14 protein-coding genes and 1 pseudogene are annotated in these 21796 nt (G+C 73.6%); 8 read left to right on the top strand and 7 right to left on the bottom strand.

Annotated features, from left to right (window positions below; translation table 11 throughout):
- The first annotated feature begins 70 nt into the window (after window positions 1-70).
- The 3 genes from ACSMXW_RS14015 (at window position 71) to ACSMXW_RS14005 (ending at window position 2492) form a co-directional block, all read left to right on the top strand.
- Window positions 71-712 (top strand): TetR/AcrR family transcriptional regulator, encoded by a 642-nt coding sequence (locus ACSMXW_RS14015; RefSeq protein WP_485808019.1) that lies wholly within the window; start codon window positions 71-73, stop codon window positions 710-712.
- A 79-nt stretch (window positions 713-791) separates the two neighbouring features.
- Window positions 792-1568 carry a class I SAM-dependent methyltransferase gene (locus tag ACSMXW_RS14010; protein ID WP_485806586.1) on the top strand — a complete coding sequence of 259 codons (777 nt, stop codon included), beginning with the start codon at window positions 792-794 and terminating at the stop codon, window positions 1566-1568.
- A gap of 570 nt (window positions 1569-2138) precedes the next feature.
- Window positions 2139-2492: an SCO4225 family membrane protein gene (locus tag ACSMXW_RS14005; RefSeq protein WP_485806584.1), complete on the top strand. Its 354-nt coding sequence runs from the start codon at window positions 2139-2141 to the stop codon at window positions 2490-2492.
- Between the two features lie 125 nt (window positions 2493-2617).
- On the opposite strand, the gene ACSMXW_RS14000 is transcribed toward ACSMXW_RS14005, so the two are convergent.
- From ACSMXW_RS14000 to ACSMXW_RS13990, 3 genes are all read right to left on the bottom strand, one after another.
- A complete protein-coding gene (locus ACSMXW_RS14000) occupies window positions 2618-3475 on the bottom strand; it encodes an LLM class flavin-dependent oxidoreductase (RefSeq protein WP_485806582.1) in 858 nt (285 codons plus the stop codon).
- A 373-nt stretch (window positions 3476-3848) separates the two neighbouring features.
- Window positions 3849-4703 (bottom strand): LLM class F420-dependent oxidoreductase, encoded by an 855-nt coding sequence (locus tag ACSMXW_RS13995; RefSeq protein WP_485806580.1) that lies wholly within the window; start codon window positions 4701-4703, stop codon window positions 3849-3851.
- A 211-nt stretch (window positions 4704-4914) separates the two neighbouring features.
- Complete coding sequence (locus ACSMXW_RS13990) at window positions 4915-5466, bottom strand: TetR/AcrR family transcriptional regulator (RefSeq protein ID WP_485806578.1); 552 nt, start codon at window positions 5464-5466, stop codon at window positions 4915-4917.
- A 183-nt stretch (window positions 5467-5649) separates the two neighbouring features.
- Between ACSMXW_RS13990 and ACSMXW_RS13985 the strand changes: the two genes are divergently transcribed.
- Window positions 5650-6390 carry an SDR family oxidoreductase gene (locus ACSMXW_RS13985; RefSeq protein ID WP_485806577.1) on the top strand — a complete coding sequence of 247 codons (741 nt, stop codon included), beginning with the start codon at window positions 5650-5652 and terminating at the stop codon, window positions 6388-6390.
- A gap of 418 nt (window positions 6391-6808) precedes the next feature.
- Window positions 6809-7678 carry an MBL fold metallo-hydrolase gene (locus tag ACSMXW_RS13980; protein ID WP_485806575.1) on the top strand — a complete coding sequence of 290 codons (870 nt, stop codon included), beginning with the start codon at window positions 6809-6811 and terminating at the stop codon, window positions 7676-7678.
- 454 nt (window positions 7679-8132) lie between these two features.
- Here ACSMXW_RS13980 and ACSMXW_RS13975 read toward each other — a convergent pair whose 3' ends face one another.
- Window positions 8133-9416 (bottom strand): helix-turn-helix domain-containing protein, encoded by a 1284-nt coding sequence (locus ACSMXW_RS13975; protein ID WP_485806574.1) that lies wholly within the window; start codon window positions 9414-9416, stop codon window positions 8133-8135.
- A 208-nt stretch (window positions 9417-9624) separates the two neighbouring features.
- On the opposite strand from ACSMXW_RS13975, the pseudogene rfbB reads away from it, so the two are divergent.
- The 3 genes and pseudogenes from rfbB to ACSMXW_RS13960 all read left to right on the top strand — a co-directional run bounded on the left by rfbB (window position 9625) and on the right by ACSMXW_RS13960 (window position 12741).
- A pseudogene (rfbB, locus tag ACSMXW_RS13970) lies at window positions 9625-10640 on the top strand (dTDP-glucose 4,6-dehydratase).
- A gap of 5 nt (window positions 10641-10645) precedes the next feature.
- Entirely contained in the window at window positions 10646-11611 is a 966-nt protein-coding gene (locus ACSMXW_RS13965) for an ATP-grasp domain-containing protein (RefSeq protein ID WP_485806572.1), read from the top strand.
- A complete protein-coding gene (locus tag ACSMXW_RS13960) occupies window positions 11608-12741 on the top strand; it encodes a DegT/DnrJ/EryC1/StrS family aminotransferase (RefSeq protein WP_485806571.1) in 1134 nt (377 codons plus the stop codon). Before ACSMXW_RS13965 ends, ACSMXW_RS13960 begins: the two co-directional genes overlap by 4 nt.
- A gap of 30 nt (window positions 12742-12771) precedes the next feature.
- On the opposite strand, the gene ACSMXW_RS13955 is transcribed toward ACSMXW_RS13960, so the two are convergent.
- From ACSMXW_RS13955 to ACSMXW_RS13945, 3 genes are all read right to left on the bottom strand, one after another.
- Window positions 12772-13959 carry a UDP-N-acetylglucosamine--N-acetylmuramyl-(pentapeptide) pyrophosphoryl-undecaprenol N-acetylglucosamine transferase gene (locus ACSMXW_RS13955; RefSeq protein WP_485806569.1) on the bottom strand — a complete coding sequence of 396 codons (1188 nt, stop codon included), beginning with the start codon at window positions 13957-13959 and terminating at the stop codon, window positions 12772-12774.
- A 574-nt stretch (window positions 13960-14533) separates the two neighbouring features.
- Window positions 14534-18802 (bottom strand): bifunctional glycosyltransferase/CDP-glycerol:glycerophosphate glycerophosphotransferase, encoded by a 4269-nt coding sequence (locus tag ACSMXW_RS13950; RefSeq protein WP_485806567.1) that lies wholly within the window; start codon window positions 18800-18802, stop codon window positions 14534-14536.
- A 602-nt stretch (window positions 18803-19404) separates the two neighbouring features.
- Window positions 19405-21759: an arabinofuranosyltransferase AftB family protein gene (locus tag ACSMXW_RS13945; RefSeq protein WP_485806565.1), complete on the bottom strand. Its 2355-nt coding sequence runs from the start codon at window positions 21757-21759 to the stop codon at window positions 19405-19407.
- Window positions 21760-21796: the final 37 nt, after the last annotated feature.

Genomic DNA, 21796 nt, shown 5'->3' with positions numbered 1-21796 from the left:
ACCGTTTCGTTGTAACGTCGTACCTATGCTGTCCCTCATGACGACCTCCCCGACCGACCCCACGGACCCGATGGAGCCGAGCGGACCCGAGGGCCCGGCCGAGCCGGCGGGCGGGGCGCCCCGGCCGCGGCGGCGGCCGGCGGGCGCGGCCGTGCTGCGCGCGGAGAAGACGGAGGCGATCCGGGCGGCGGTCTTCGAGGAGCTGGCGGCCGTCGGCTACGCCCGGATGTCGATCGAGGGCATCGCGCGCCGCGCGGGGGTCGGCAAGACCGCCGTCTACCGCCGCTGGCGCTCGAAGCTGCACCTGGTGCTCGACCTGGTCTCGGCGCTGGCCGTGCAGGGGCTGCCGACACCGGACACCGGCTCGCTGGAGAGCGACCTCAGACTGCTGTACGAGCTGACGGCCCGCGCGCTGCGGCACCCGGTGGCGTCCCAGATCATCCCCGACCTCCAGGCGGAGGCCGCGCGCAACCCGGACATGGCCGAGGCCCTGCAGAAGGCGCTCCGGGAGGGGCAGGCGAGCGTGGCGAGCGGCATCGTCCGGGCCGCCGCGCAGCGCGGCGAACTCGCCGCCGACCTGGACGAGGACCTCGCCCTCGACCTCATCTCGGGCCCGCTGTACTGGCGGGCGGTGGTGGTCAGGGCGAAGCAGCCCAAGGGCTACCTGGCCCGGCTGGCGGCGGCCACGGCGGCGGCACTGCGGGCACTGTAGGGCGCCCGCGGTGCCGGGACCGCCCGGTTCACGCCCGTCGGCCGGGCGCCGACGCGGCGCCGTGCCGCATCCTGGTGCGATGACAGTGGACTTCGGAAGGACGTCGAGGGACTACGCCCGCTACCGGACCGCGTTCCCGCCGGAGTTGTTCGCCCGGCTGGCCGCGATGGGCGTGGGCCTGCCCGGGCAGCGGGTCGCCGACCTGGGCACCGGCACCGGTGTGCTGGCCCGCGGCTTCGCCTCCGCGGGGTGCGAGGTGACCGGGGTCGACATCTCCCCGGAACTGCTGGAGCAGGCCCGGGGGCAGGATGCCGAGGCGGGCGTGGAGGTGGCCTACCGGGTCGCGCCCGCGGAGGACACCGGGTTGCCCGGCGGGGCCTTCGACGTCGTGTCGGCGGGGCAGTGCTGGCACTGGTTCGACCGCGGGCGGGCCGCGGCGGAGGCGCGCCGGCTGCTGGCCCCCGGCGGCTCGGTGGTGATCTGCCACCGGGACTACCTGGTGCTGCCCGGCAACGTCTGCGAGGCCAGCGAGGAGTTGGTGCTCGCGCACAATCCCGGGTGGCCGATGGCCGGGGGCACCGGGATCCACGCCGAGTGGACGGTCGACGTCGCCGCGGCCGGGTTCCAGGGGCTGGAGACGTTCAGCTTCGACATCGAGGTGCCGTTCACGCACGAGGCGTGGCGGGGGCGGATGCGGAGTTGCAACGGCGTCGGGGCGAGCCTCTCCGAGGCGGAGGTCGCCGCGTACGACGCGGACCTCGCCCGCCTCCTGCGGGACCGCTTCCCCCAGGACCCCTTCCGGGTCCCCCACCGCATCTGGACCCTCACGGCCCACACCCCACCGCCCCGCCGGTAGGTACGGGGGCCCCTTACCCGCCGGCCCCCGGCGACCCGGTCCGCGCCCGTCCGTACGCCCGGCGCCAGAAGTGGTCACCTCAGGTCCCACCGGTCCGCGGTCGCCGACGAGACGTGAGGGGACGTGGGGGGATGTCCGCCCTGGGGGTACCTCCCAGGCCTTTGAGGCACTGGGGGAGGCCGGCGCCACGACCAGAGAACTCTCCAGTGTGCGGAGGGCGCCGGACCGTGGGGGCACCTCCCACGCCTTTAAGGCAGTGGGGGAGGATATCCGCCCGCGGCCCCGCCCCACAACGAAACCGAAGGCGCACCGGCCACAACGAAACCCGCAGACGCCACAGCACCCGCCCCACAACGAAACGCACCCTAAGGCGCACCGGTCCCAAAAAACCCGCACACGCCAAAGCCGGTTCGCCCCCGCGTAGTTCCCCGCGCTCGATTCAGGGCACCCGAGTACAGACCAGCCCGCCGCGCTGAGCAGCCGTACTCATGCCGGTCCCCGGACGCCGCCGCCACCGTGCGGACGACACCCTTAGCACACCGCAGCAAGCGTCGCCCACCGGAGGACACCATGGACCTCAACCACCGCAGCCGAGCCCTGCTCACCCTGGCCACGGCCAACTGGCTGTCCCGTACCTACCTGACCGCCGTCGCCACCGCGACCGGCTTCTTCCTCTACGACAGCCTCCTCGTCACCCACCCCGACGCCTCCATGGCCGCCGCCCTGCCCTGGCTGCTGACCGCCCCGCTCAGCCTCCTGCTCGTGCTGCTGCCCGACGGCACACCCCCCGCCCTTTCCACGCCCCTCTTCCTGGCGGGAATCGCCGTCGCCGCCCTCGCGAACGCCGCGCTCCTCGGCGCCGCCCTCCGCAGGATCCGCCCGTCATCCCGCCACAACGCCCCCGCAGGCGCCTCCCGCGCCTGATCAGCACCGTCAGGGGGGCAGGGGACAAGGGGCCCAAGAGCCAGAGACCACGGGCCAGGGGCCAGGGACCAGGGACCACGGGCCAGGGACCAGGAGACAGAGCCCAGGGCCCAGGGCCCAGGGCACTAGACCGCGGGCGGACCCTGCTCGACGCGGTGCAGGACGGGGGCGAGCCGGTCCAGGTCGGGCCCTTCCTGGAGCTGCCGCTCGTCCCACCAGGTGGCCCCCGCGTCGATCAGCGGACCCAGCACGTCACGAGCACGGCGGGGCTCGACCGGGCTGACGCCGCCGAGGACGAGCTCGAACGGGGCGTCGGGCTCGGCGCGATGCCTTCGCACATACGCGGCCAGGTCGCGGACCTCGTCGACGGGCGGGATGTGCCCGTGCCGCGCGGAGGCGAACAGCGGAACCGCGCCGTCCCAGCGCGCCGCGCGCCGCATCGGCGGGCGGTTGGGCCAGAAGCCGGCGATCCAGACGGGCGGCCGCGGCCGCTGCACGGTGCCGGGCCGCAGGGTCACGTCCCTGGCCTGGTAGTGCCGGCCGTCGTGCGTCACGGGCTCGCCCGTCCAGTAGCGCTGGAGCAGTCCGAGGCCCTCGTCCAGGCGCTCGGCCAGCACCACCGGGTCGGCGGTGTCGCCGAAGCTCTCGTACTCGTCCTCGATCGGGCCGCCCAGGCCCGCGCCGAAGACCACCCGCCCGCCGCTGAGCCGGTCGAGCGTGGCCACCTGCCGGGCGAGCTGGTGCGGCCGGCGGCGCGCCACCGGGGTGACGAGCGTGCCCAGCCTGATCCGCGAGGTGGCGAGCGCCGCCGCGGTCAGCAGCATCCAGGGGTCCCCGAAGGGCCGGGCGTGCCGCCGGTGCAGCACGTGGTCCCAGACGAACAGCCCGTCCCACCCGGCCTCTTCCGCCGCGGCGGCCACGCGCGCCACGGCCCTGGGGTCGGCGAAGTCCCCGAAGTTCGGAATATTGATCGAGAAGCGCACCCTCGCATGCTGCCGCCCCGGCACCCCGCTCACAACACCTCGGTCGCGGTTCGCCGGTACGTCGACCCGCGGTCCCCGATGCCGGGCCACAGGCCGCCGTGGACGAGGCCCTGGGCGGCCGGTTCGTGCATCGGGCGTGCGGGAAGGCGGGCGGCACCTCGCCGGCGGCATCGAGGCGGGCGACGGGGTTGGGCGTCGGGGACGTCGGCGTCGGCGTCGAGGATGACATCGACGGCGGACAGGTTGCCGGCGAGCGGTGCCCCTTCGTGCCGCCGATGATCCGGACGACGGTTCCGGGCCGCTACCTGGGGCGCGCTTTGGAGCAAGGGCGGGCCCCGCGCCCTCCGCTGTCAGATCCGGGTGCTCGGCGCCCTCAGATGTAGGGGATGAGCGAGGCGAGCAGGTCGATGGCGGGGGCCGGGTCGGGGAAGCCGGCGGCGTACACGTAGGCCGTGGTGAAGCCGAGGCTGCTCAGCTCCTCCAGCTGGGTGAGCAGTTCGCCCCTGCGGCTGTCCGGTGTGACGTTCATGGTGACGGTCTTCTCGATCTCGTCGTAGTCGCGGCCCACGGCGTCGCAGTGCTGCCGCAGGACGTCGAGCTTGTGGGCCGCCTCCGGGCCCGGGAAGAGGTTGCAGGCGTCGGCGTACTGGGCGACGAGACGGAGGGTCTTGCGCTCGCCGCCGCCGCCGATCAGCAGGTACGGGTGGGGCCTGCTGAGGTTCTGCGGCCGGTTGAGGGTGCGTTCCAGCCGGTAGTGCGTCCCGGAGAACGCCGACTCGTCGTCGCTCCACATCTGCAGGCAGACGCGGAGCGTTTCGTCGAGCCGCTCGAAGCGCTCCGCCACGGGCGGGAAGGGCAGGCCGAGGCCGTGGGCCTCCCCCTCGAACCAGGCGGCCCCGATGCCGAGTCCCGCGCGTCCGCCGGAGAGCACGTCCAGGGTGCTGACCTGTTTGGCGAGCATGCCGGGGTGCCGGTAGACGGTCCCGGTCACCAGGGTGTGCAGCAGCGCCCGCTCGGTGTGCGCGGCGATGAAGCCCAGGGCGGTGTACGCCTCCAGCATGGGGTCCTCGGGTTCCCCGACTCCCTGGATCTGCCAGAGGTGGTCCATCACCGTGAACCGGGCGACTCCGGCGGCCTCGGCGTTCCGGACGGTCCTGGCGAGCGTCGGGCCGATCTCCGGCGTCCCGCCGTTCCAGTTGAAGTCGGCGATGTGAAGGCCCAGGTCCATGGGATGACGCTCCTGTCCGTCCTGTCGGGTCTGTGGTGTGTCGGCTGATCGAAGGTGTGCCGACTGAAGCGATCGCGTCCGTGACGTGGCTTTCCGATGGCTTCGGTACGACTCTGTGGCTTTGCGGTTCTCACGGGATGCTGCTGCGCACGGTACGACCTGGAGCGCACTCCATGGCAAGGGCGCTCGGGGGGCACCCCCGTTCGGTGGGTCAGTCCTGGCGGCGCAGGCCGCCCAGGATGATGTCGAGCACGTGCCGGGCGCGGGTGTCCCATTCGGTCTCGTCGAGTCGTGTCAGGTAGCCGAGCAGGATGATGACGTCACGGGCGTCGACGTCCGTGCGTATGGTGCCGTCGGCCCTGCCCGCGTCCAGGAGCGTGGTGATCGCGTCGCCGATCGGGCCGAGGCTGTGCGCGGAGAGGTCCTGCCACACGGCCACCTCCACCGCCGCGAACACCCCGCGCTTGACCCGTGCGTAGTCGACCACCCGGTCGAACCAGCGGCGCAGCGCCTCCAGTGGCGCGTGCTCGGCCAGCAGCTTCGGCGCCGTCGCGACGAGTTCTTCGACGTCCTTCCGGTAGACCTCGGCGAGCAGGTCCTCGCGCGTCGGGAAGTGGCGGTAGAGGGTGCCCTGGCCGACGCCGGCCCGCTTGGCGATCGCGTTCAGCCTCAGCTCCTCCGGGCCGGCCATGACCGTGCGCGCGGCCTCGATGATCCGCGCGCGGTTCTCCTCCGCGTCGGCGCGGCGACGGGGTGTGCTCATCGCTCCTCCGGGTCTCCTCTGAGTCTCGGCCTGGTTGAACGGACACGTGTCCGGTACTGTCGGAGGTAAGCGGACACGTGTCCACTTTACTCTCCGCACCACCTCCTGCGGATTCCGCATCCTTTCCGCATCCCATCCGCATCCCATCCGCATCCCTGAGGATTACCGAAAGCGAGACCCTTCGTGTCAGACATCAGTGGCAAAGTCGTCGCCATCACCGGAGCGAGCAGCGGCATCGGCGAGGCCACGGCGCGGTTGCTCGCCGAGCGCGGTGCGGCCGTCGTCCTCGGCGCGCGCCGGTCGGAACGGCTCGACGAACTTGCCCGGGACATCCGTGCGCGCGGCGGGCGCGCCGCCGTGTGCGCCACGGACGTCACCCGGCCCGCGGATCTCGAACGCCTCGTCGCGCTGGCCGTGACGGAGTTCGGCCGGCTCGACGTGCTCGTGGGCAACGCCGGCATCGCCAGGATCGGGCCCATGGCCGACCTCGACGTGGACGGCTGGTCGTCGATGGTCGACGTCAACCTCCGGGGCGTGCTGAACGGCATCGCCGCGGCGATGCCCGTGTTCCGGCGGCAGGGCCACGGGCACCTGGTGACGACGGTGTCCACGTCCGGCCTGAAGATCGTCCCCACACAGGCGGTCTACGCGGCGACCAAGAACGCGGTCCGCACCCTTCTGGAAGGGCTGCGGCAGGAGTCCACGGACGGGGTGCTGCGGACGACGGCGGTGTCCCCGGGCATGGTCCGCACGGAACTCGTCGACTACATCGACGACCCCGAGATCCGGGACCAGGCCCGGCGCACCATGGACGGCCTCGGCATGGCGCCGGAGGCGGTGGCCCGCGCCATCGCCTTCGCGGTGGAGCAGCCGCACGACGTGGAGATCGGCGAGATCGTCATCCGGCCCGCGGCGCAGGGCTGAGGCGCCGGCGGTCGCCTCATACCCGCCATCGCGGCGGCGCCGGCGCCGCGCGCCACGCCGCGCACGTGGTCGTCCACCTCGCCCACTCCAAGTCGACGCCATCGATTCCTCGCCTGCGCGGCACGCCATCGCCACCGACCTGTACGGGCACCTCGCCCCGCGTCTGTGCCTGGTCCACGCCGACGTGCACCACCATCTCCTCAGCCACCCGGCGCACTACGACGTCGCATTCAGCTTGTTCGGTGCCGCCGACTTCACCGACCCGCGCCGGCTCCTGCCGGCCCTCGCTCCCTCGTGGCGTGAGAGTGGCCCCGCGGCCGAAGCACAAGGCCAGGGGGGCCTACCGATGTCGGGGGCGGCTGGGATATCCCGGAGGTGGCGGTTCCGGACGGGGCCGCCGTCCCGGAAGGAGTCCGTAGTGGACCAGTGGCACGTGGACGACCGCTGCACCAACTGCGATGTCGCCCGGCAACTCGCACCCGGCCTGATCGGGGAGGCCGAGGGAAGGTCGCGGGTGCTGCGGCAGCCGCGCGACGAGGCGGAGGCCCGGCGCCTGAACGCCGCCGCCTTCGCCTGCCACACCCGCTCGATCCGGCCGCCGTCCGGGCGGCTCGACCAGGAGGCCGACCCGTTCCCGCTGGCGCTGGACGACGGTGTGCTGATCTGCGGGCACAACTCCCCGCACACCGCCGGGGCCAACTCCTACCTGCTGCTGCGGCCGTCCGGCACGGCGATGATGATCGACACGCCACGCTGGAGCACGGAACTGGCCGGGCGCTACGCGGCATCGGGCCGCGTCACCGACGTGCTGCTCACCCACCGGGACCATGCCGCACACGGCCGCCGGTACGCCGACCACTTCGGCGCCCGGCTCTGGATCCACGAGGGCGACCTCGACGCCGCGCCGGACGCGGACGAGGTGATCCGGGGCCTCGCCCCGGTGGACGTCGGCGAGGGCGTGACCGCCCACCCGCTGCCCGGGCACACCCTCGGCAGCGTCCTCTACCTCGCCGACGACCGGTACTGCTTCAGCGGCGACAGCATCTACTGGTCGCGTACGACGGGCGACCTGGAGGTCGTGGACAGCGTCACCTGGTACTCCATCGAGGAACTGGCGGCCTCCCTGGCCAGGACGGCCGGAAAGCTGCGGTTCGAGTGGATCCTGCCCGGGCACGGGGACCGTCGCCGACTGCCCGCCGACGAGATGTCCCGACGCCTGCGGTCCCTCACGGACCGCACCCGGCTGCTGCGGCCCCGGCCGGTCGACTTCACAGCGGTGCGGTGGTGAGGGCCCCGGTGCGCTCGGCCAGACCCGGCGTGCGTGACCACGACCACGGCCACCGAGCACCAGGACCATGAGGAGCCGGTCCTCCGGCCCACCGACCCATCCCTGGGGACACCGTCACGATCTCCGGGGGCTACGGTGGAGGACACCTCCCCGGCGCATGGGGGACGCGTCCACGCCCCCGCCTGAGCGCGGATGCTACCTGACCAGCGATTTCCGTGCGTTCCCACCCGAAGGACACCGGAGACAGCGGGCGGGACAGGTGCGGAGACGGTGTCCGACTTTGCCTACACCTCCACCGTCCGCCGCGGCCAAGTGCGCCGCCATGGCGGAGACCTTTGAGCTCCTGGACCGTGCGCCCTCCTCCGTCCCGAGACGGAGGGGGACGGACATGGCATCCGGCCCCCACCCCCGATACTCATATGTGACCCGTACCACAGCGCAAAGCGGACGATCCTCAGGCGGGGACTGCCCTTGTACGGACCGCGAACTCGCGCACGCCGGGTACCCGGGTCGGGGCGTACAGCAGATCAGCGGTCAGGGCGCGCAGTGCCGGCCGCCGTACTTCTTGGGGTGCCTCCTGCTCGACGTGCCGCAGTGCAGTGAACGTACGCGGGCCGTCGCCGAGGGCGTGCCACATGCGGGCGGTGTCCGTCCACGCGCGGGCTCGGCGCTCCGGCGTAGGCATGCGGCCGATGTCGAGACGCCGTGCCACCTCCACCCCTTCGTCCGGGGTGCCCAGCGCGGTGAAGACGCCGATGCGGTAGACGTCGACCTGGGCCTGGGTGGCGTCCACGGTGAACAGTCCGCTGGGGAGCGAGCGGCGGCGCGCGGTTTCCTCATCAGCTGCGTTGAGTAGGTCTAGTGCCGTCGTGCGGTCCCGGCCCGTTGCCGCGCTGTACGCGGCGGTGAGCAGCAGCGTTGTGCGCACCGCGCCGGTCTGCGCCTGTCCGGCGTCCAGGTCACCGGCCTCCTGGGTCAGCAGCCGCACCGCTGCCGAGCTCCGCCCGGACCGGCGCATCGTGATCGCCAGTACCCGTGAGGCTTCCCCGACCGGCACCGGGTGGCCGCTGTCGCGGGCCGCGCTCAGGGCCCTGTCCGCTGCCACCCATGCCGCGTCACTGTGCTGTTTGAGGGCGAGTTCGGCGGCGAGCACGTACGCGCGTGCCAGGACCGCGCTCGCCTCCTCCTGCGCCCGCCCGGTCGAGGCGTCCCGAGTGGCGGACGCTACGGCCAGGAGGCCGGGCAGCGCGTGGCCGAGTGCGCCGTACCGCGCGGCGCGGAAGTCGTTCCGTGCGCTCGCCGCCTCCTGCGCCAGCTGCGCGACGGATGCCGGGCTCGCGGGCGGTAGCCGGAAGAGGACATCCTCAAGGCTGTCGGCGGTACCGGACGCGGCCTCGGCCGCTGGTGCGCCGATCGCGCCTGTCGCCCCGGCTGCCAACGCCCCGGTGAGCAAGGTCCTTCGACGCATCGCTTCCTCCTCGTCCGCTGAGCGCCCCACGGTATCGAGCGGGGCCGGGTTCGGCACAGATGTCCCGATCAGCCTGTCGGGTGCGATACCCAGGAACTTGGCGAGCTGGAGGAGCCGGTCGTGCCCCACCTGCATCCGCCCGGCCTCGATACGGGAGATGGCCGAGGCTGAGTATCCGCACGCGGCGCCCACCTGGGCCTGGGTGAGACGAGCGGCGCACCGGGCGCCCCGGAGCAGGGCCCCGATCTCGCGTGCTGTGGTGACGCCCATAGGAGCCGCCTACGGAACGACGGGAGCATGACGTTAGCGTCGCCGTTCGCGTGCGGGGAGGGCGTACGGAAGCACACGCTGTGCGAGGTCCGCACGCCATGTGCGGATGAGCCCCGACATGCTCCCGCACTGTGCTGACCAGCCGACATGGTGATGCCACGCCCGGAACCACCCGGAGCCTGTTCCTTCCCCGTACCGGGAGGCACCCATGAAACATGTACTGGTCACTGGCGGGGCCGGCTTCATCGGCTCGCACTTCGTCAGGCGCATCCTCGGGGCAGAGGACGTCGCGACCGTGACCGTCCTCGACGCCCTGACCTACGCCGGCCACATCGAGAACCTGGGCACTGCGTTCCTCAGTCCGAAGCTGACGTTCGTCCACGGCAACATCCTCGACGCCGAGATCGTTGACGACGTGGTCCAGCGGAACACCGTGGTCGTGCACTTCGCCGCGGAGTCGCACGTCGACCGCTCGTTCTTCGCCGCCGGCACGTTCCTCGCGACGAACGTGCAGGGCACACAGACCCTCCTCGACGCCGCGATGCGGCACGGAGTCGAGCGGTTCGTGCACGTCTCAACGGATGAGGTCTACGGCCCGCTGCTGGAAGGCACGGCCACCGAGCAGTTTCCGCTCCGCCCGTCCGTCCCCTACGCCGCCTCGAAGGCCGCGAGCGACCTCATCGCCCTCTCCTACTTCCAGACCTACGGCGTGCCGGTGTGCGTGACGCGCTCCTCGAACAACTACGGCCCGTACCAGCACCCCGAGAAGATCATCCCCCTCTTCGTCACCCGGCTCCTGCGCGGGCAGCCGGTCACCCTTCACGGCCGGGGTGAGCACGTCCGCAACTGGCTCCACGTCGAGGACAACTGCGCCGGCATCGAGGCGGTCCTCCGCGGCGGTACGCCCGGAGAGATATACAACCTCGGTGGCGGCGCCGACCTCACCGGCCGGGAGCTCACCGAGCACCTGCTCCGCATCTGCGGCGCCACCTGGGACGCGGTCACCTACGTCCCCGACCGGCCGGCGAACGACCTCCGGTACTCCATCGACTGGTCGAAGGCCGCCGCCCAGCTCGGATACCGGCCCCACGCGGCTTGGAGGACGGGCTCGCCGAGGCCGCCGACTGGTACCGCCGCAACCCCGACCGATGGGCGCCACTCATGCGCAACCCGGAGGCGGCCCGCCCCGCGCGCAGCGTGCCCGCGGCTTCGGCCAGGCGGTGACCAGCATGTCGCAACGCATCCTTGTGACCGGTGTCGGCGGGGCCCCCGGCTTTGATCTCGCCAGGAGCCTTCAGCGGCTCGGTTGCCGCGTCATCGTCGCGGACTGCGATCCCTGCGCGGCCGGGCTCCTCCTCGCGGAGACCACCGCGCAGGTCATCCCGCCGGCGGCAGACACCGCGTACCGCGCCAGCATGCTCCGTCTGTGTGCGACGGCCAGGCCCGACGCCGTCCTGTCGACCGTCGAGGCGGAGCTTCCGCGGCTGGTCACCCTTCGTCGGCCGCTGGCGGACCTCGGCGTGGCCATGTGGCTTCCCGGACGGGATGCGGTGGCGGCGTGTGGCGACAAGGCCCGGTTCGCCGCGGTGCTCACCGAACGCGGCGTACCGACGCCCCGTACTGTCCTTCCTGACGAACTCGACCGCGCACCGGACGGCCTCCTCGTCGTCAAGCCGCGGCAGGGGCAGGGCGCAAAGGCAGTGCACGTGTGCCGCACACGGGAGCAGGCCCGCGTGCTGTGTGAGCTCGTCCCGGAGCCGATCGTGCAGGAGTACGTCACTGGGCGGGAGTTCACAGCTGACTGCCTCGTCGACCGTGCCGGGCGGGCCTCGGTCATCCTGCGGTACCGGCTCCTCGTCAAGGGCGGACTCGCCTTCGTCTCCCGCACCTTCACCGACCCCGAGGCAGCCACCCGCGTCCGGGCGGCGCTCGCCGCGACCGGTGTCACCGGCGCCTGCTGCGTGCAGGGCTTCATCCGCGAGGGCGGACCGGACCGCGTCGTCATCACGGAGGCGAACGCCCGGGTCGGCGGAGGCTTCCCCGCCTCGATCGCGGCCGGTGCCGACTACGTCGGCCAGCTCCTTCGCGGCCTGTTCCACCAGGACATCGACCACGACCGGCTCACGTACAAGCCGGACGTCACGCTGACCAAGTACATCGAAACGCTGGCCACGCACGAAGGGACCCGGCAGTGACCCTCACAGCGCCAGCGGGCGCCGCCCACAACGCCCGCCCGTACCTCTACGGCGGCGAGAGAGCCGCACTCGCCGCAGCTCTGAACAGCGGGCAGTACAACCACAGCGCGACCACAGACGAGTTCGAGCAGGCGGTGGCCGCGTTCCTCAGCGTGCCGGACACCGTCGCACTCGCCTCCGGCACCGCGGCCCTCCACGTCGCCCTGCTCGCAGCCGGCATCGACGGAGGCGAGGTGATCGTGCCCTCTTTCACCTTCTGCGCGACCGTGCAGGCCATCGTTGCCGCCGGCGGGCGACCCCGCTTCATCGAGGTCGACCCCCGCACCGGATGCATCGAGAGCACCGCAGTCCTCCAGGCCCTCACACCGGACACGCGCGCGATCGTGCCCGTGCTGTACGGAGGCCGGGCCGTCGACCTCAGCGACGCACGCCCGGTACTGGCCGAACGCGGTGTCACCGTCATCGAGGACGCGGCCCACGCATTCGGCTCCCGTCAGGGGGCCCGCCGTGTCGGTGCAACCGGAGCGCTGACCTGCTTCTCCTTCGGCCCGATCAAGAACCTCACCTGCGGGCTCGGCGGCATGATCGTGCCGCGCACCCCGCTGGAAGCAGACACCTGCCGCCGCCTGCGCAGCCTCGGCATCGTCGAATCCGCGGCCTGGCGCGCGGAGGCGACGACATACACAGTCGACGGATTCGGGATGCGGGTCCAGATGTCCGGCCTGAACGCCGCGATCGGCCTCGCCCAACTCCCGTACTTCGCAGAGGCGGAGACCAACCGGCGTGCCCTATGGCGCGCGTACGCAACCGCCCTCGACACCATCGACGGCATCGCCCTAGTCGACGTCGACGTCGACCGCTCCGTGCCACACCTGTGCGCCGTGCGGGTCCTTGAGGAACGTGACCGCGTGTTCCGCACACTACGGCAGCGGGGCATCGGGGTCGGCACGCACTACCCGCCCAACCACCTGCAACCCGCCTTCGCCCAGTGGCACCAGCCGCTGCCGGCGACCGAACGCATGGGCCGCCAGATCATGACCCTGCCGTTCCACCAGCACCTCACGCAGGCCGACGTCGACCGCGTCACCAGCGAGCTGCGCCGCGCCCTCGCCACTTACGTCGACCGCTGACCCGCGCCGTCCCACCACCCGCGACACGGCCTACACGTCGGCACACCCAGATGCGGCGGACAGGAGCACATCCACCAGCCTCTCCGCCGCATCCGGCCGCCCATGCGCCCGGGCCGCTTCCGCCATCGCCGCGCGCCGCTCTGGATCCGTCAGCAATGGGCCGACCGCCTCCCGCAGCCGGTCGCCCGTGACCTCGCCGAGGAGGGCAACGGCGGCGCCGGCCTCCTCCAGATGCCGAGCGTTGTGGGCCTGCTCGTCACCCGCCGCCGAGGCAAGCGGCACGAACACGGCCGGTTTGCCGAGGGCGGTCAGCTCCGCGAGGGTGCCTGCGCCGCTGCGTGAGATCACGATGTCCGCCAGCGCAAGCACGTCCGGCAGTTCCGCACCCACGAACCCCGTGAGGTAGTACCGGCCCGCGAGCTCCGCCGGCAGCGATGCCGCGGGCCGGCGCAGACCGTCGACGTTCGCCGGACCGCACTGGTGGACGATGTTCGCGCGTTCCAACAGCCACGGCAACGCATCCCCGACCAAGTCGTTGATCTGCTGCGCGCCCTGAGCGCCACCGGTGACGTAGAGGGTCGGGAGCCGGCGGTCGAAGGCGCCGAGCCCCAGCGCGGCCACGGCCTTGTCCGCGTGCCCGGTCAGCACCTCGGGCCGCACCGGGTTCCCCGTGATGACGGCTGCGCCGCGCACGGCTTCCGGCAGAAGAGGCAGTGTCGACTCGGACGAGACAGCGATACGTGTCGCCGACCCGGCCAGCTTGCGGTTCGCCAGACCGAGCCGCACGGTCTGCTCGTGCAGCACGAGCGGGCGCCGGCACATCCGTGCGGCGAGCCCGGCCGGGACGGCGACGTACCCGCCGGTGGCAAGGACGACATCCGGCTGAAAGTCGGAGATCACCTTCCTCGCCTGCGCGACCCCGAGCGGCACCCGCGCCATGTCCTTGACGTTGGCCGGGCTGATCATCTTCAGGGGGTTGCCGGAGCGGCGGATCTTGCCCGTCGCGACCGTGGTGAAGGCAATGCCCTCGGCCGGGGCCACCCGGGCCTCCAGCCCCTCAGGGGTGCCGATCCACAGGACATCGAGCGTGCCGCCAGCCGTTGCCAGCCGGTTTTGCAAGGTACGAACCGCGGTCAGTGCCGGGTAGGTGTGGCCTCCGGTGCCTCCCCCCGTGACGATCAGACGGAGCGAGCGCGGAAGACGGGAAGCAACAGTCACCCCGCGACCTTACTGGCCGCCTACGGCCGCGCCGGGCACATCCGTGCCGCACACATCGAATGGGCCCCCGGAGGCCGGCAGTACCCGCGCGGCGAGCCGGGTGCCGACCTCGGGCGCCGGCGCTGTTCAGGCGTCGGGCCCTGGGCCGGCCGCCCGGGGCCCGGCTGCCACAGCCTGACCGTTCAGGCTGACAGTCACCGCCCTGCGACGGGAGAACCCAGCGACACCACGTCGTCCCTCTGGCCACCAGAGCCGGTACGAACCACACCCGTACGCTCTCGGGCGCTCGCATGTCACGGCCCCCGCGCTCGGAAACGGCGGGGACTGCGCTACTCCACAAGCAGTCAGGTCCGGTCGACCCCGGACACCGACGGCCGGTCCCGCCCCGCCGGCCACTGAGGCCGCGTGATCCCACTCGCCCGGAGCCCCCGGCCGTCCGTCCGCTTGCCCGGAGCCCCAGCCGGCCGTCCACCGCTTGCCCGGGGCGGAGTCCGGGCGAGCCCGCTTGCCCGGGGCTCGGCGCCCTTGCGGCGGGGGTACGAGGCCCCCTCCTCTTCGCGGGGACGGCGCCGGCTCAGCGCAGCAGCCGGTCCGCCACCCGGGACGCCGCGTGGCCGTCGTCCAGGTCGCAGTAGGCGTCACGGAACGCCGCGTAGGCGTCGGCGTGCCGTTCGGTGAGGGCGTCCAGGTCGCGCAGGGCCGCCAGGACCTCGTCGGTGGTCGCGAGCAGGGGGCCCGGTGCGCGGGCCTCGAAGTCGAGCGTGAAGCCGCGCACGGTGTCCCTGTAGTGCTCCAGGTCGTATGTGTGGAACAGCATCGGACGGCCGGTGTGCGCGAAGTCGAACATCAGTGACGAGTAGTCCGTGACCAGGACGTCCGCGATCAGCAGCAGTTCCCCGGCGTGCGGGTAGTGCGTGACGTCGCGGACGAACGGGGCGCGCGCCCCGGGCAGCCTGCCCGAGGCCAGTGGGTGCCTGCGCACCAGCAGCACGTGGTCCTCGCCGAGCGCGCGTTCCGCGGCGTGGAAGTCGAACGCGGGCTCGTAGCCGTACCGGAACACCGCGTCCGTGCCCGTCCGCGGGCCGTCCTGAGACCCGTACGCGCCGGGCACGCCGCTCTCGGGACCGCCGCCGGCCGCGCCCGGCCCGTCCGCCGGGTCCCCGCTGTCCAGCCATCCGCAGTGGTCGCGGTAGGTCGGTGCGTACAGCACCACCCGTCGTCCGGGCCCGATGCCCAGCGCCGACCGCACCCGTTCCGCGGTCTTCTCGCGGTCCGGGGCGAACAGCACGTCGTTGCGCGGCGAGCCGGCCTGGAGCAGCTCGCCGTCGTAGCCGAGCGCGCGGCAGAGGCGGCTGACGGCGAAGCGGTTGGGGGCGACCAGCACGCTCCACTGCGCCGCCAGCCGCGGCAGCGCCTCGATGTGGGAGTGGTCCGCGTACCGGGTGCCCGCGAGGTCGGCGCCGATCCGCTTGAGCGGGACACCGTGCCAGGTCTGGACGACGGTCTGCCCGTCCCGGCGCTCGAACCACTCGGGGAGGTGGTCGGAGGCGATGATGCGGCGGCAGCGCGCCAGCGCCTCGTACCAGGCGGCGCTGTGCTCGGGCACCGCCCGCGCCGCGGGCGGCACCTGGGTGCGTCCGTCGCGGGTGACCCACAGGTGCTCGACCCCGGTGCCGCGCCGCACCAGTTCCCCGTGGACCGCGCGCAGGGAGTCGTCGCCGCGGCCCGCGGCATAGAGCACGGCCTCCTGAAGCGGCTCCACGCGCTGCCGCGGGTAGTGGCCGGTGCGCAGCCGGTGCTGGGCGTACCGGCCGCGGTCTTCGGCCGGCAGCACCGAACCGGCCTCGATGACGAGGTGGTCGCCCTGAGCGCGGTACACCGTGCACGGCCGGTCCCCGCAGGTGCGGTGGGCCGGCAGCGCGGCGGCCAGCGGGGCGAGGACGCGCAGGGGGTACTCGGTGGGGCGGTGGGGCGCGGTGGGGGCGCCGGGTGGGGGTGTGTACGGCTCAGGGGGTGCGTACGGTTCGGGGCTCGTGCTGTCCGGCTCGTGCGCCGCGTCCGGTTCCGGCGCCGTGGACTGCTCCGGCGCCCCGGCCGCCTCCGGAGCTGCGGCCGGCTCGGGGGGTGCGGACGGCTCCGGCGCCGCGGCCGGGCGCGGCGCCCGCTCCCGTACGTAGGCGTACCAATGGCCCTCGCGCAGCAGGCCTCCGCCGGGGTTCAGCGTCACCGAGAAACGTGCCCCGTGGGCCTCGGCCGGCTCCGGGACGACTGCGGGCGGTTCGGAGGGGGCGGCTTCCGGCGCGGCTCCGGATGTGCCTACCGGGGCGCTTTCCGAGGTGCCTTCCGACGTGCTCTCTGACGTGACTTCTGACATGGCTGCCGACGTGGCTTCCGACGTGCCTTCTGGTCTGCCTTCTGCTTCCGGTTCGGGTTCCGTTTCGGGCTCCGTCCCGGGTACCGCCTCTTCCTCCGCTCCGGACGGAACGGTCTCCTTGGGGACGCTTCCGGAATCGATCGCCCTGGTGAGGATCTCCGGGACCGTTTCCGGGGGCACCACCCCTTCGAGCACCGCCCCCGGGGGCACCCGCACGAGAGGCACCTCCACCTCCTCGTCCAGCACCGCGTGCCGCAGCACCAATTCCGCGCCCGGCGCCGACTCCGTGCCGCCCACGCCCTGCGAACCGTCCGCCCCGAACCCGCCGAACGCCCCCGACACCGTCCCGCTGATCGTCAGCGTGCCGTCGTCCGCCCAGAGGACCGTGTCCGCGAGGGGACGGCGGGTCAGCTCGACCCGGAGCAGGCCGCGGTCGTCGGCCGTGGCGACCAGCTCACGGCCGTCCCCCAGGGCGTACCGGCCGGGTGGCAGGCCGGGTGCGGCGGCCGGCCGTGTCAGGCCGCCGTCCGCCATGACCAGGTCGGCACGCCACAGCTCCGCGCACGGCGGCGGCACCTCCTTGGGGGCGCGGTGCACCGGTGCCGGCACCGCCGCGAGCTGGGTGAGCGGCACGCGCAGCTCGAAGCGGCCGTCCTCAGGGGTGAGCGGTGCCTCGATCACCATTCCGCTTCCGGTTCCGTCCGGGCCCTCGGGGCGCCAGAGTCTGAGCGCCTGGACACCCTCCTCGAAGACCCGCCCCGTGAACACCACGTGGTCGCCGTCGCGGTGGTGGCTCTCGACGCGGGCCTGGTGCGCGACGACGCTCAGCGTCAGGCGGCCAGCGTCCCAGCCCAGTTCCAGGCGGAGCCGGCCGGCGTCGGGGCCGTCATCGGGACCGTCGTCGAGATCGCGCACGATCCACTGCGCGGCGGCGGCGCCCGCGGGGCGCACGGGAGCGTGGCGCACCGTGCCGTGGCCGGCGATCAGCACCCCCAGCGACCAGACCCCGGGCCGCCACCGGCCCCCGGCCCGCAGCTTCGCCGGGTCGACGGTCATCTCGAAGCCGGCCTGGTCGTAGCAGTGCAGGAGCTGCCCGGAATCGGCCGTGGCGGCCGGATCGGGCAGGGTCCTGGCCGGCACGAGCCGCACCCGTGGCACGCCCCGCACACCCGACACGCCCCGCACACCCGACAGGCCCCGCCCGCCCCGCCCGCCGGGCGCGCTCCGGGGCGCGGGCAGGCCTTGGTCGCGTGCGGGGACGAGAACGCCCGTCTTGACCGACTGGTTGGGCCGGACCGCCTCCAGATTGCGAATGTAGGCGTACCCCCTGACGACGAGCCGGCCGCTGTCGTCCCAGGTGATCTCGCGCGCCCTGGCGACCCCGTCCAGCTCGCTCCGGGCCAGCCGGGTCACCGTCTCGCCGGGCCGTCCTGCCGCGTCCGGCGGGAACGCCGCGGTCCGCAGCAGACGGCCGCGGACCTGGAACGCGGTGTCGTCGCCGGGGCCCGAGGCGAGGAGCTCCAGCAGTTCGGGCAGCCGCCGCTCGCGCACCAGGTGCCACTTCACGCGCAGCCCGGCGGGCAGGCCGTCGAGCGCGGCGGGCGCCGCGCGGGCCACGAACTCGGGCGCCGCGGCGAGGAACGCCTCCCGGTAGGCCCGCCCGGCCGAGGGCAGCGCCTCCAGGAACGGCACCAGGTCGCCGCGCAGGCACGACGCGTCGTACGCCTCCCGGTGCGCGGGCTGCTGCACGGACAGGAAACGGCTGATGTGCTCGCACGCCGCGATCCGGTCCCGCACCGCCTTGGCGTCGGCGTGCCGTGCCGCGCCCGCGCCCTGCCGCGCCCGCTGGTACGAGACGTGCTCGCGGAGCAGGTCGACGGAGCCGGCGAGGAAGTGCGCCGGAATCGTCACCCGGGTGGACGCGTACTCCCTGCCCTCGGGGAAGGAGAGGGCGTGCCGGTCCCAGAACGCCCGCCGGAAGACCTTGTTCCGGGCGGTGCGGTCGGCGAGCAGCCGGGGGGTGCGGGTGATGTGCGTACGGGGCCGGCTCTCGGTGAGCCAGTGGTACGCGGGCTCCTGGCGGCGCCCGTGCCTGCCGAGCTGCCAGACGTTGCCGGCGGCGAAGGCGGAGCCGGTGGTGTCCAGGCTGGCGATCAGGCGGTCGTACGCGTCGTGCGGGACGACGTCGTCGCCGTTCACGAAGGCCAGGAAGTCGACGGTGCGCGGGGTCTCGCGCACGCCCCGGTTGCGCGCGGCGCTGAGTCCGGCGTGCTTCTGGCGCACCAGGCGGAAACGGGGGTCGCGGGCGGTGAACTCCTCCGCGACCCGCGCGCTGTCGTCGGTGGAACCGTCGTCGACGAGCACGGCCTCGAAGCACGACAGGGTCTGCCCGGCGATCGACTCCAGGCACTCCGTCAGGAACTCCGCTGCGTTGTGGATCGACACGACGACGCTGAGACGCGGCTGCACGGTACGGACCTTTCGTAGGCCGCCGACGACTGCGGCGGGCAACGGGAACGCATTTGTCCCCTTTGCCCATTCTCGTCACCTTCTTTGCCTCGATTCACTCCCAGGGGTGATCTTCGGGGCCGCTCAGGGCGCGCCGCCCGCACTTCTCCGCCGCGGAGGTGCGGTCTGCTTCTCCGTCCGCGGAGGGTCGCTCGCGCTCTTGGCGACCGCGGAGGCACTTCCCTGGGGGTGCGCCCGGACGCCGCGAAAACAGCGCGGGTTCGTCGTGGGCTGGTCGCGCAGTTCCTCGCGCCCCTTTATTGTGCGCCTTCGGCGCGTCCTGGAGGGTGCCACCTGAGGCCGCGAAGGCAGCGTGGGTTCGTCGTCGCTGGTCGCGCAGTTCCTCGCGCCCCTTTATTGTGCGCCTTCGGCGCATCCCGGGGGGTGCCACCTGTGGCCGTGCGTACAGCGCAGGTCCAATCCGGCTGGTCGCGCAGTTCCCCGCGCCCCTTTTGGGCTGGGGTTGTCGCCACAGGTCCCCTGAAGGGGCGCGGGGGACTGCGCGAGCAACCACGGCGAACCCGCGGACAACCGCAAAGCCAGGGGGACCCCCACGCGTCCGGTCACACTCCTCTTCCGCACAGGTTCGCCGCCGCCAGGTGGGGGGCGCGGGCGAAGCGGAAGCGGGTGCGGTCCCAGGAGCCGGTCAGGTTCTGCCAGAACCGGTCGGACGTAAGCGGTGCGCGGACCGAGTCGGTCAGCTCCGCGAGTCGGCCGCAGCCCAGCGCCTTGCGTGCCGCCAGCATCTCCGCCCGCTTGACGCCGGCGCGCCGCAGGTCCGCGTCCGACGGCGAGTCCACCGCCCAGTCCGCGAAGATCCACTCGTTGCGCAGGAACTTCTCATGGCCCGGCCAGGCCCACCGCTCCAGCGCGAGATGGGCACCGATCGGACTGGCCAGGCCCCAGGCGTCGTTCACATACCCGTCGAGCGGCACGGCCGCGCCGGTGACGCCCAGGTGACGGCCCACCATGACCACGTGGTACGGCGCGTCCGGGCGCATCGGGGCGGTGTGGAGGCGCCGGCGGTCGTCGAAGTAGAGGATGGCCGGCTGCGCGCCGCGCACCGCCGCGCCCAGCATCGCCTCGGCGTGCGGCAGCCGGGGCCAGTGCCGTACCCAGGTGGCGCTGCGCACCGGGTTGTGGTCGTGCGTGTAACGGACGTCCGAGCTGCGCACGTTGAACGTGCCCGGGGACGCGTTCAGGTCGAACGGCTGGCGCAGCGGGCTGAGGGTCGCCGCCAGCCACACCAGCAGCAGGCCGCCGGACGTGGCGGTCCACCGGGTGGCGGGCACCACCAGCACCGGCAGCAGCAGGAGCAGCAGCGCGGGCAGGATCATCCGGGCGTGCATGTAGTCGCCGCCCACCCGCATCACGTACAGCGTGAGCAGCAGGCCGGCGGCGGGCGGTGCGAGGAGGACGGCGGCGGGCGTGCGGTCCGCCGGCGACGGCCGGCGGCCGGCGGCCCGGGCTCCGCGGAGGGCCGCGGCACGGCCCTCCCAGGGCGCCGGTGCGCGCCGGCCGCGGCCGGGCCGTGCCCCGCGTTCGTGCGCGCCCCCGTGGCCGGCCACGACCCACGCGCGACGGCCGGGTTCGGCTCCGCTCTCGATCGCGGCCCACGGCCGCCACTCGGAGGTGTCCTCGTCATCGCCGGTCCCGGAGGCCCCGGGCCCCTCGGGGCCATCGGGGTCGTCGGGTTCCGTCCGCCCGCGCCGGGAGGCGGTGCGCCCGCCGGCCCGGGCGCCGCGGTCGCGCGCCGCCCGCCTCCTGGCCGCCGCCCACGCCCGCCACCCGGGCGTCCACCCACCGTCGGCCGCCCTCCGCGCGCGCCGCGCGCCCAGCAGCAGGTGGCCCGCCACCACGACCAGGACGGCCAGTGCGGGCCAGAGCCAGTACGGGCCCAGCGTCTCCTGGACATAGCGCGCACCGCGGCCCCAGTCGCTGGCGCCGGCCTCCTTGGCGATGGCGGGCAGCGGCAGGAGGACGCCGTAGTAGCCGGCGCGGAACACCTCGTACGCCGCCGGGACCAGCGCCGCCGCGCCCAGCAGCCGTGCCGTCCGCGCCGGCCTGGGCTGCAGCACCCACCACTGCGCGGTCAGGAAGCAGACGGTCACCACCGCCAGATCGGGCCTGACGAGCCAGCCGAGGCCGAAGACGAACGCGGTCCACACCTGCGCCCGCACCCGCTGCCCGCGCCGGGTGCGCACCAGCAGCCACCAGGAGAGCCCCGTCCAGAACGTGCCGAGCCCGCTCTCCAGACCGGAGGTCATGTACGACCAGACGGGCGGCACCGCGAGCAGGGCGAGGATGCCGGCGGGCAGCAGGACGGGTACCGGGGGCCGGGGGCGCCGGGCGCGGGGCCTTCGGCGTCCCGCTCGTCCGGTACGGGGACCGGGGCGCCCGGCGCCGGGCGCGGGGCGTGCGCCGCGGGAGCGGGGGGCTCCGGGGGCGGCCCCCGCGCTCCGGTGGCCCGGCCCCGCACGCCGTGCGTCCGGTTCCCCGTCCCCGTTCTCCGGTGCCGGGGGAACGTACGGCCGGAACGCCGCGCACCCCACGTACGCCCGGCAGGTCGCGCAGAGCGCCACCGCGTACCCCGCGGTGCTCAGGGCGAGGCCCATGCCGACCGCGAGGAACGCGGGGTCCGCGTGGGTGAGCCAGGTGGCGAGCGTCAGCAGCCACTGCCAGATGGCGCCGGTGGAACTCTCCGCGCGCTCCCCGACGTTGAACACCGGTCCGTGGCCCGCCAGGACCTGCCGCACCGGCCGGAGGTAGATCAGGCCGTCGTCGCAGATCCAGCGCCTGCGGTAGCCGAGCACGAAGAGCGCGGCGACCGGGGCGGCGATCACCGCGGCGGTCCACCAGCGCGCCGCCGCGGGCCGCCGGCCGGCCGGCGCCTCCCGCAGGGGCGGGCGCCCGGGCATCGCCCCCGGCCGCGTCCCGGTGACCGCGTCCGCCCGG

The sequence above is a fragment of the Streptomyces sp. DSM 116793 genome (assembly GCF_057320905.1).
Note: the sequence above shows the minus strand (reverse complement) of the source record. Positions and strands in the feature narration are given on the sequence as shown.

Bases quoted from the DNA above. Each gene is read 5' to 3' on its own strand.
- ACSMXW_RS14015 (WP_485808019.1), top strand. From the start codon at position 71: ATGGAGCCGAGCGGACCCGAGGGCCCGGCCGAGCCGGCGGGCGGGGCG.
- ACSMXW_RS14010 (WP_485806586.1), top strand. From the start codon at position 792: ATGACAGTGGACTTCGGAAGGACGTCGAGGGACTACGCCCGCTACCGG.
- ACSMXW_RS14005 (WP_485806584.1), top strand. From the start codon at position 2,139: ATGGACCTCAACCACCGCAGCCGAGCCCTGCTCACCCTGGCCACGGCC.
- ACSMXW_RS13995 (WP_485806580.1), bottom strand. From the start codon at position 4,703: ATGGACCTGGGCCTTCACATCGCCGACTTCAACTGGAACGGCGGGACG.
- ACSMXW_RS13990 (WP_485806578.1), bottom strand. From the start codon at position 5,466: ATGAGCACACCCCGTCGCCGCGCCGACGCGGAGGAGAACCGCGCGCGG.
- ACSMXW_RS13975 (WP_485806574.1), bottom strand. From the start codon at position 9,416: ATGGGCGTCACCACAGCACGCGAGATCGGGGCCCTGCTCCGGGGCGCC.
- ACSMXW_RS13965 (WP_485806572.1), top strand. From the start codon at position 10,646: ATGTCGCAACGCATCCTTGTGACCGGTGTCGGCGGGGCCCCCGGCTTT.
- ACSMXW_RS13945 (WP_485806565.1), bottom strand. From the start codon at position 21,759: ATGCCCGGGCGCCCGCCCCTGCGGGAGGCGCCGGCCGGCCGGCGGCCC.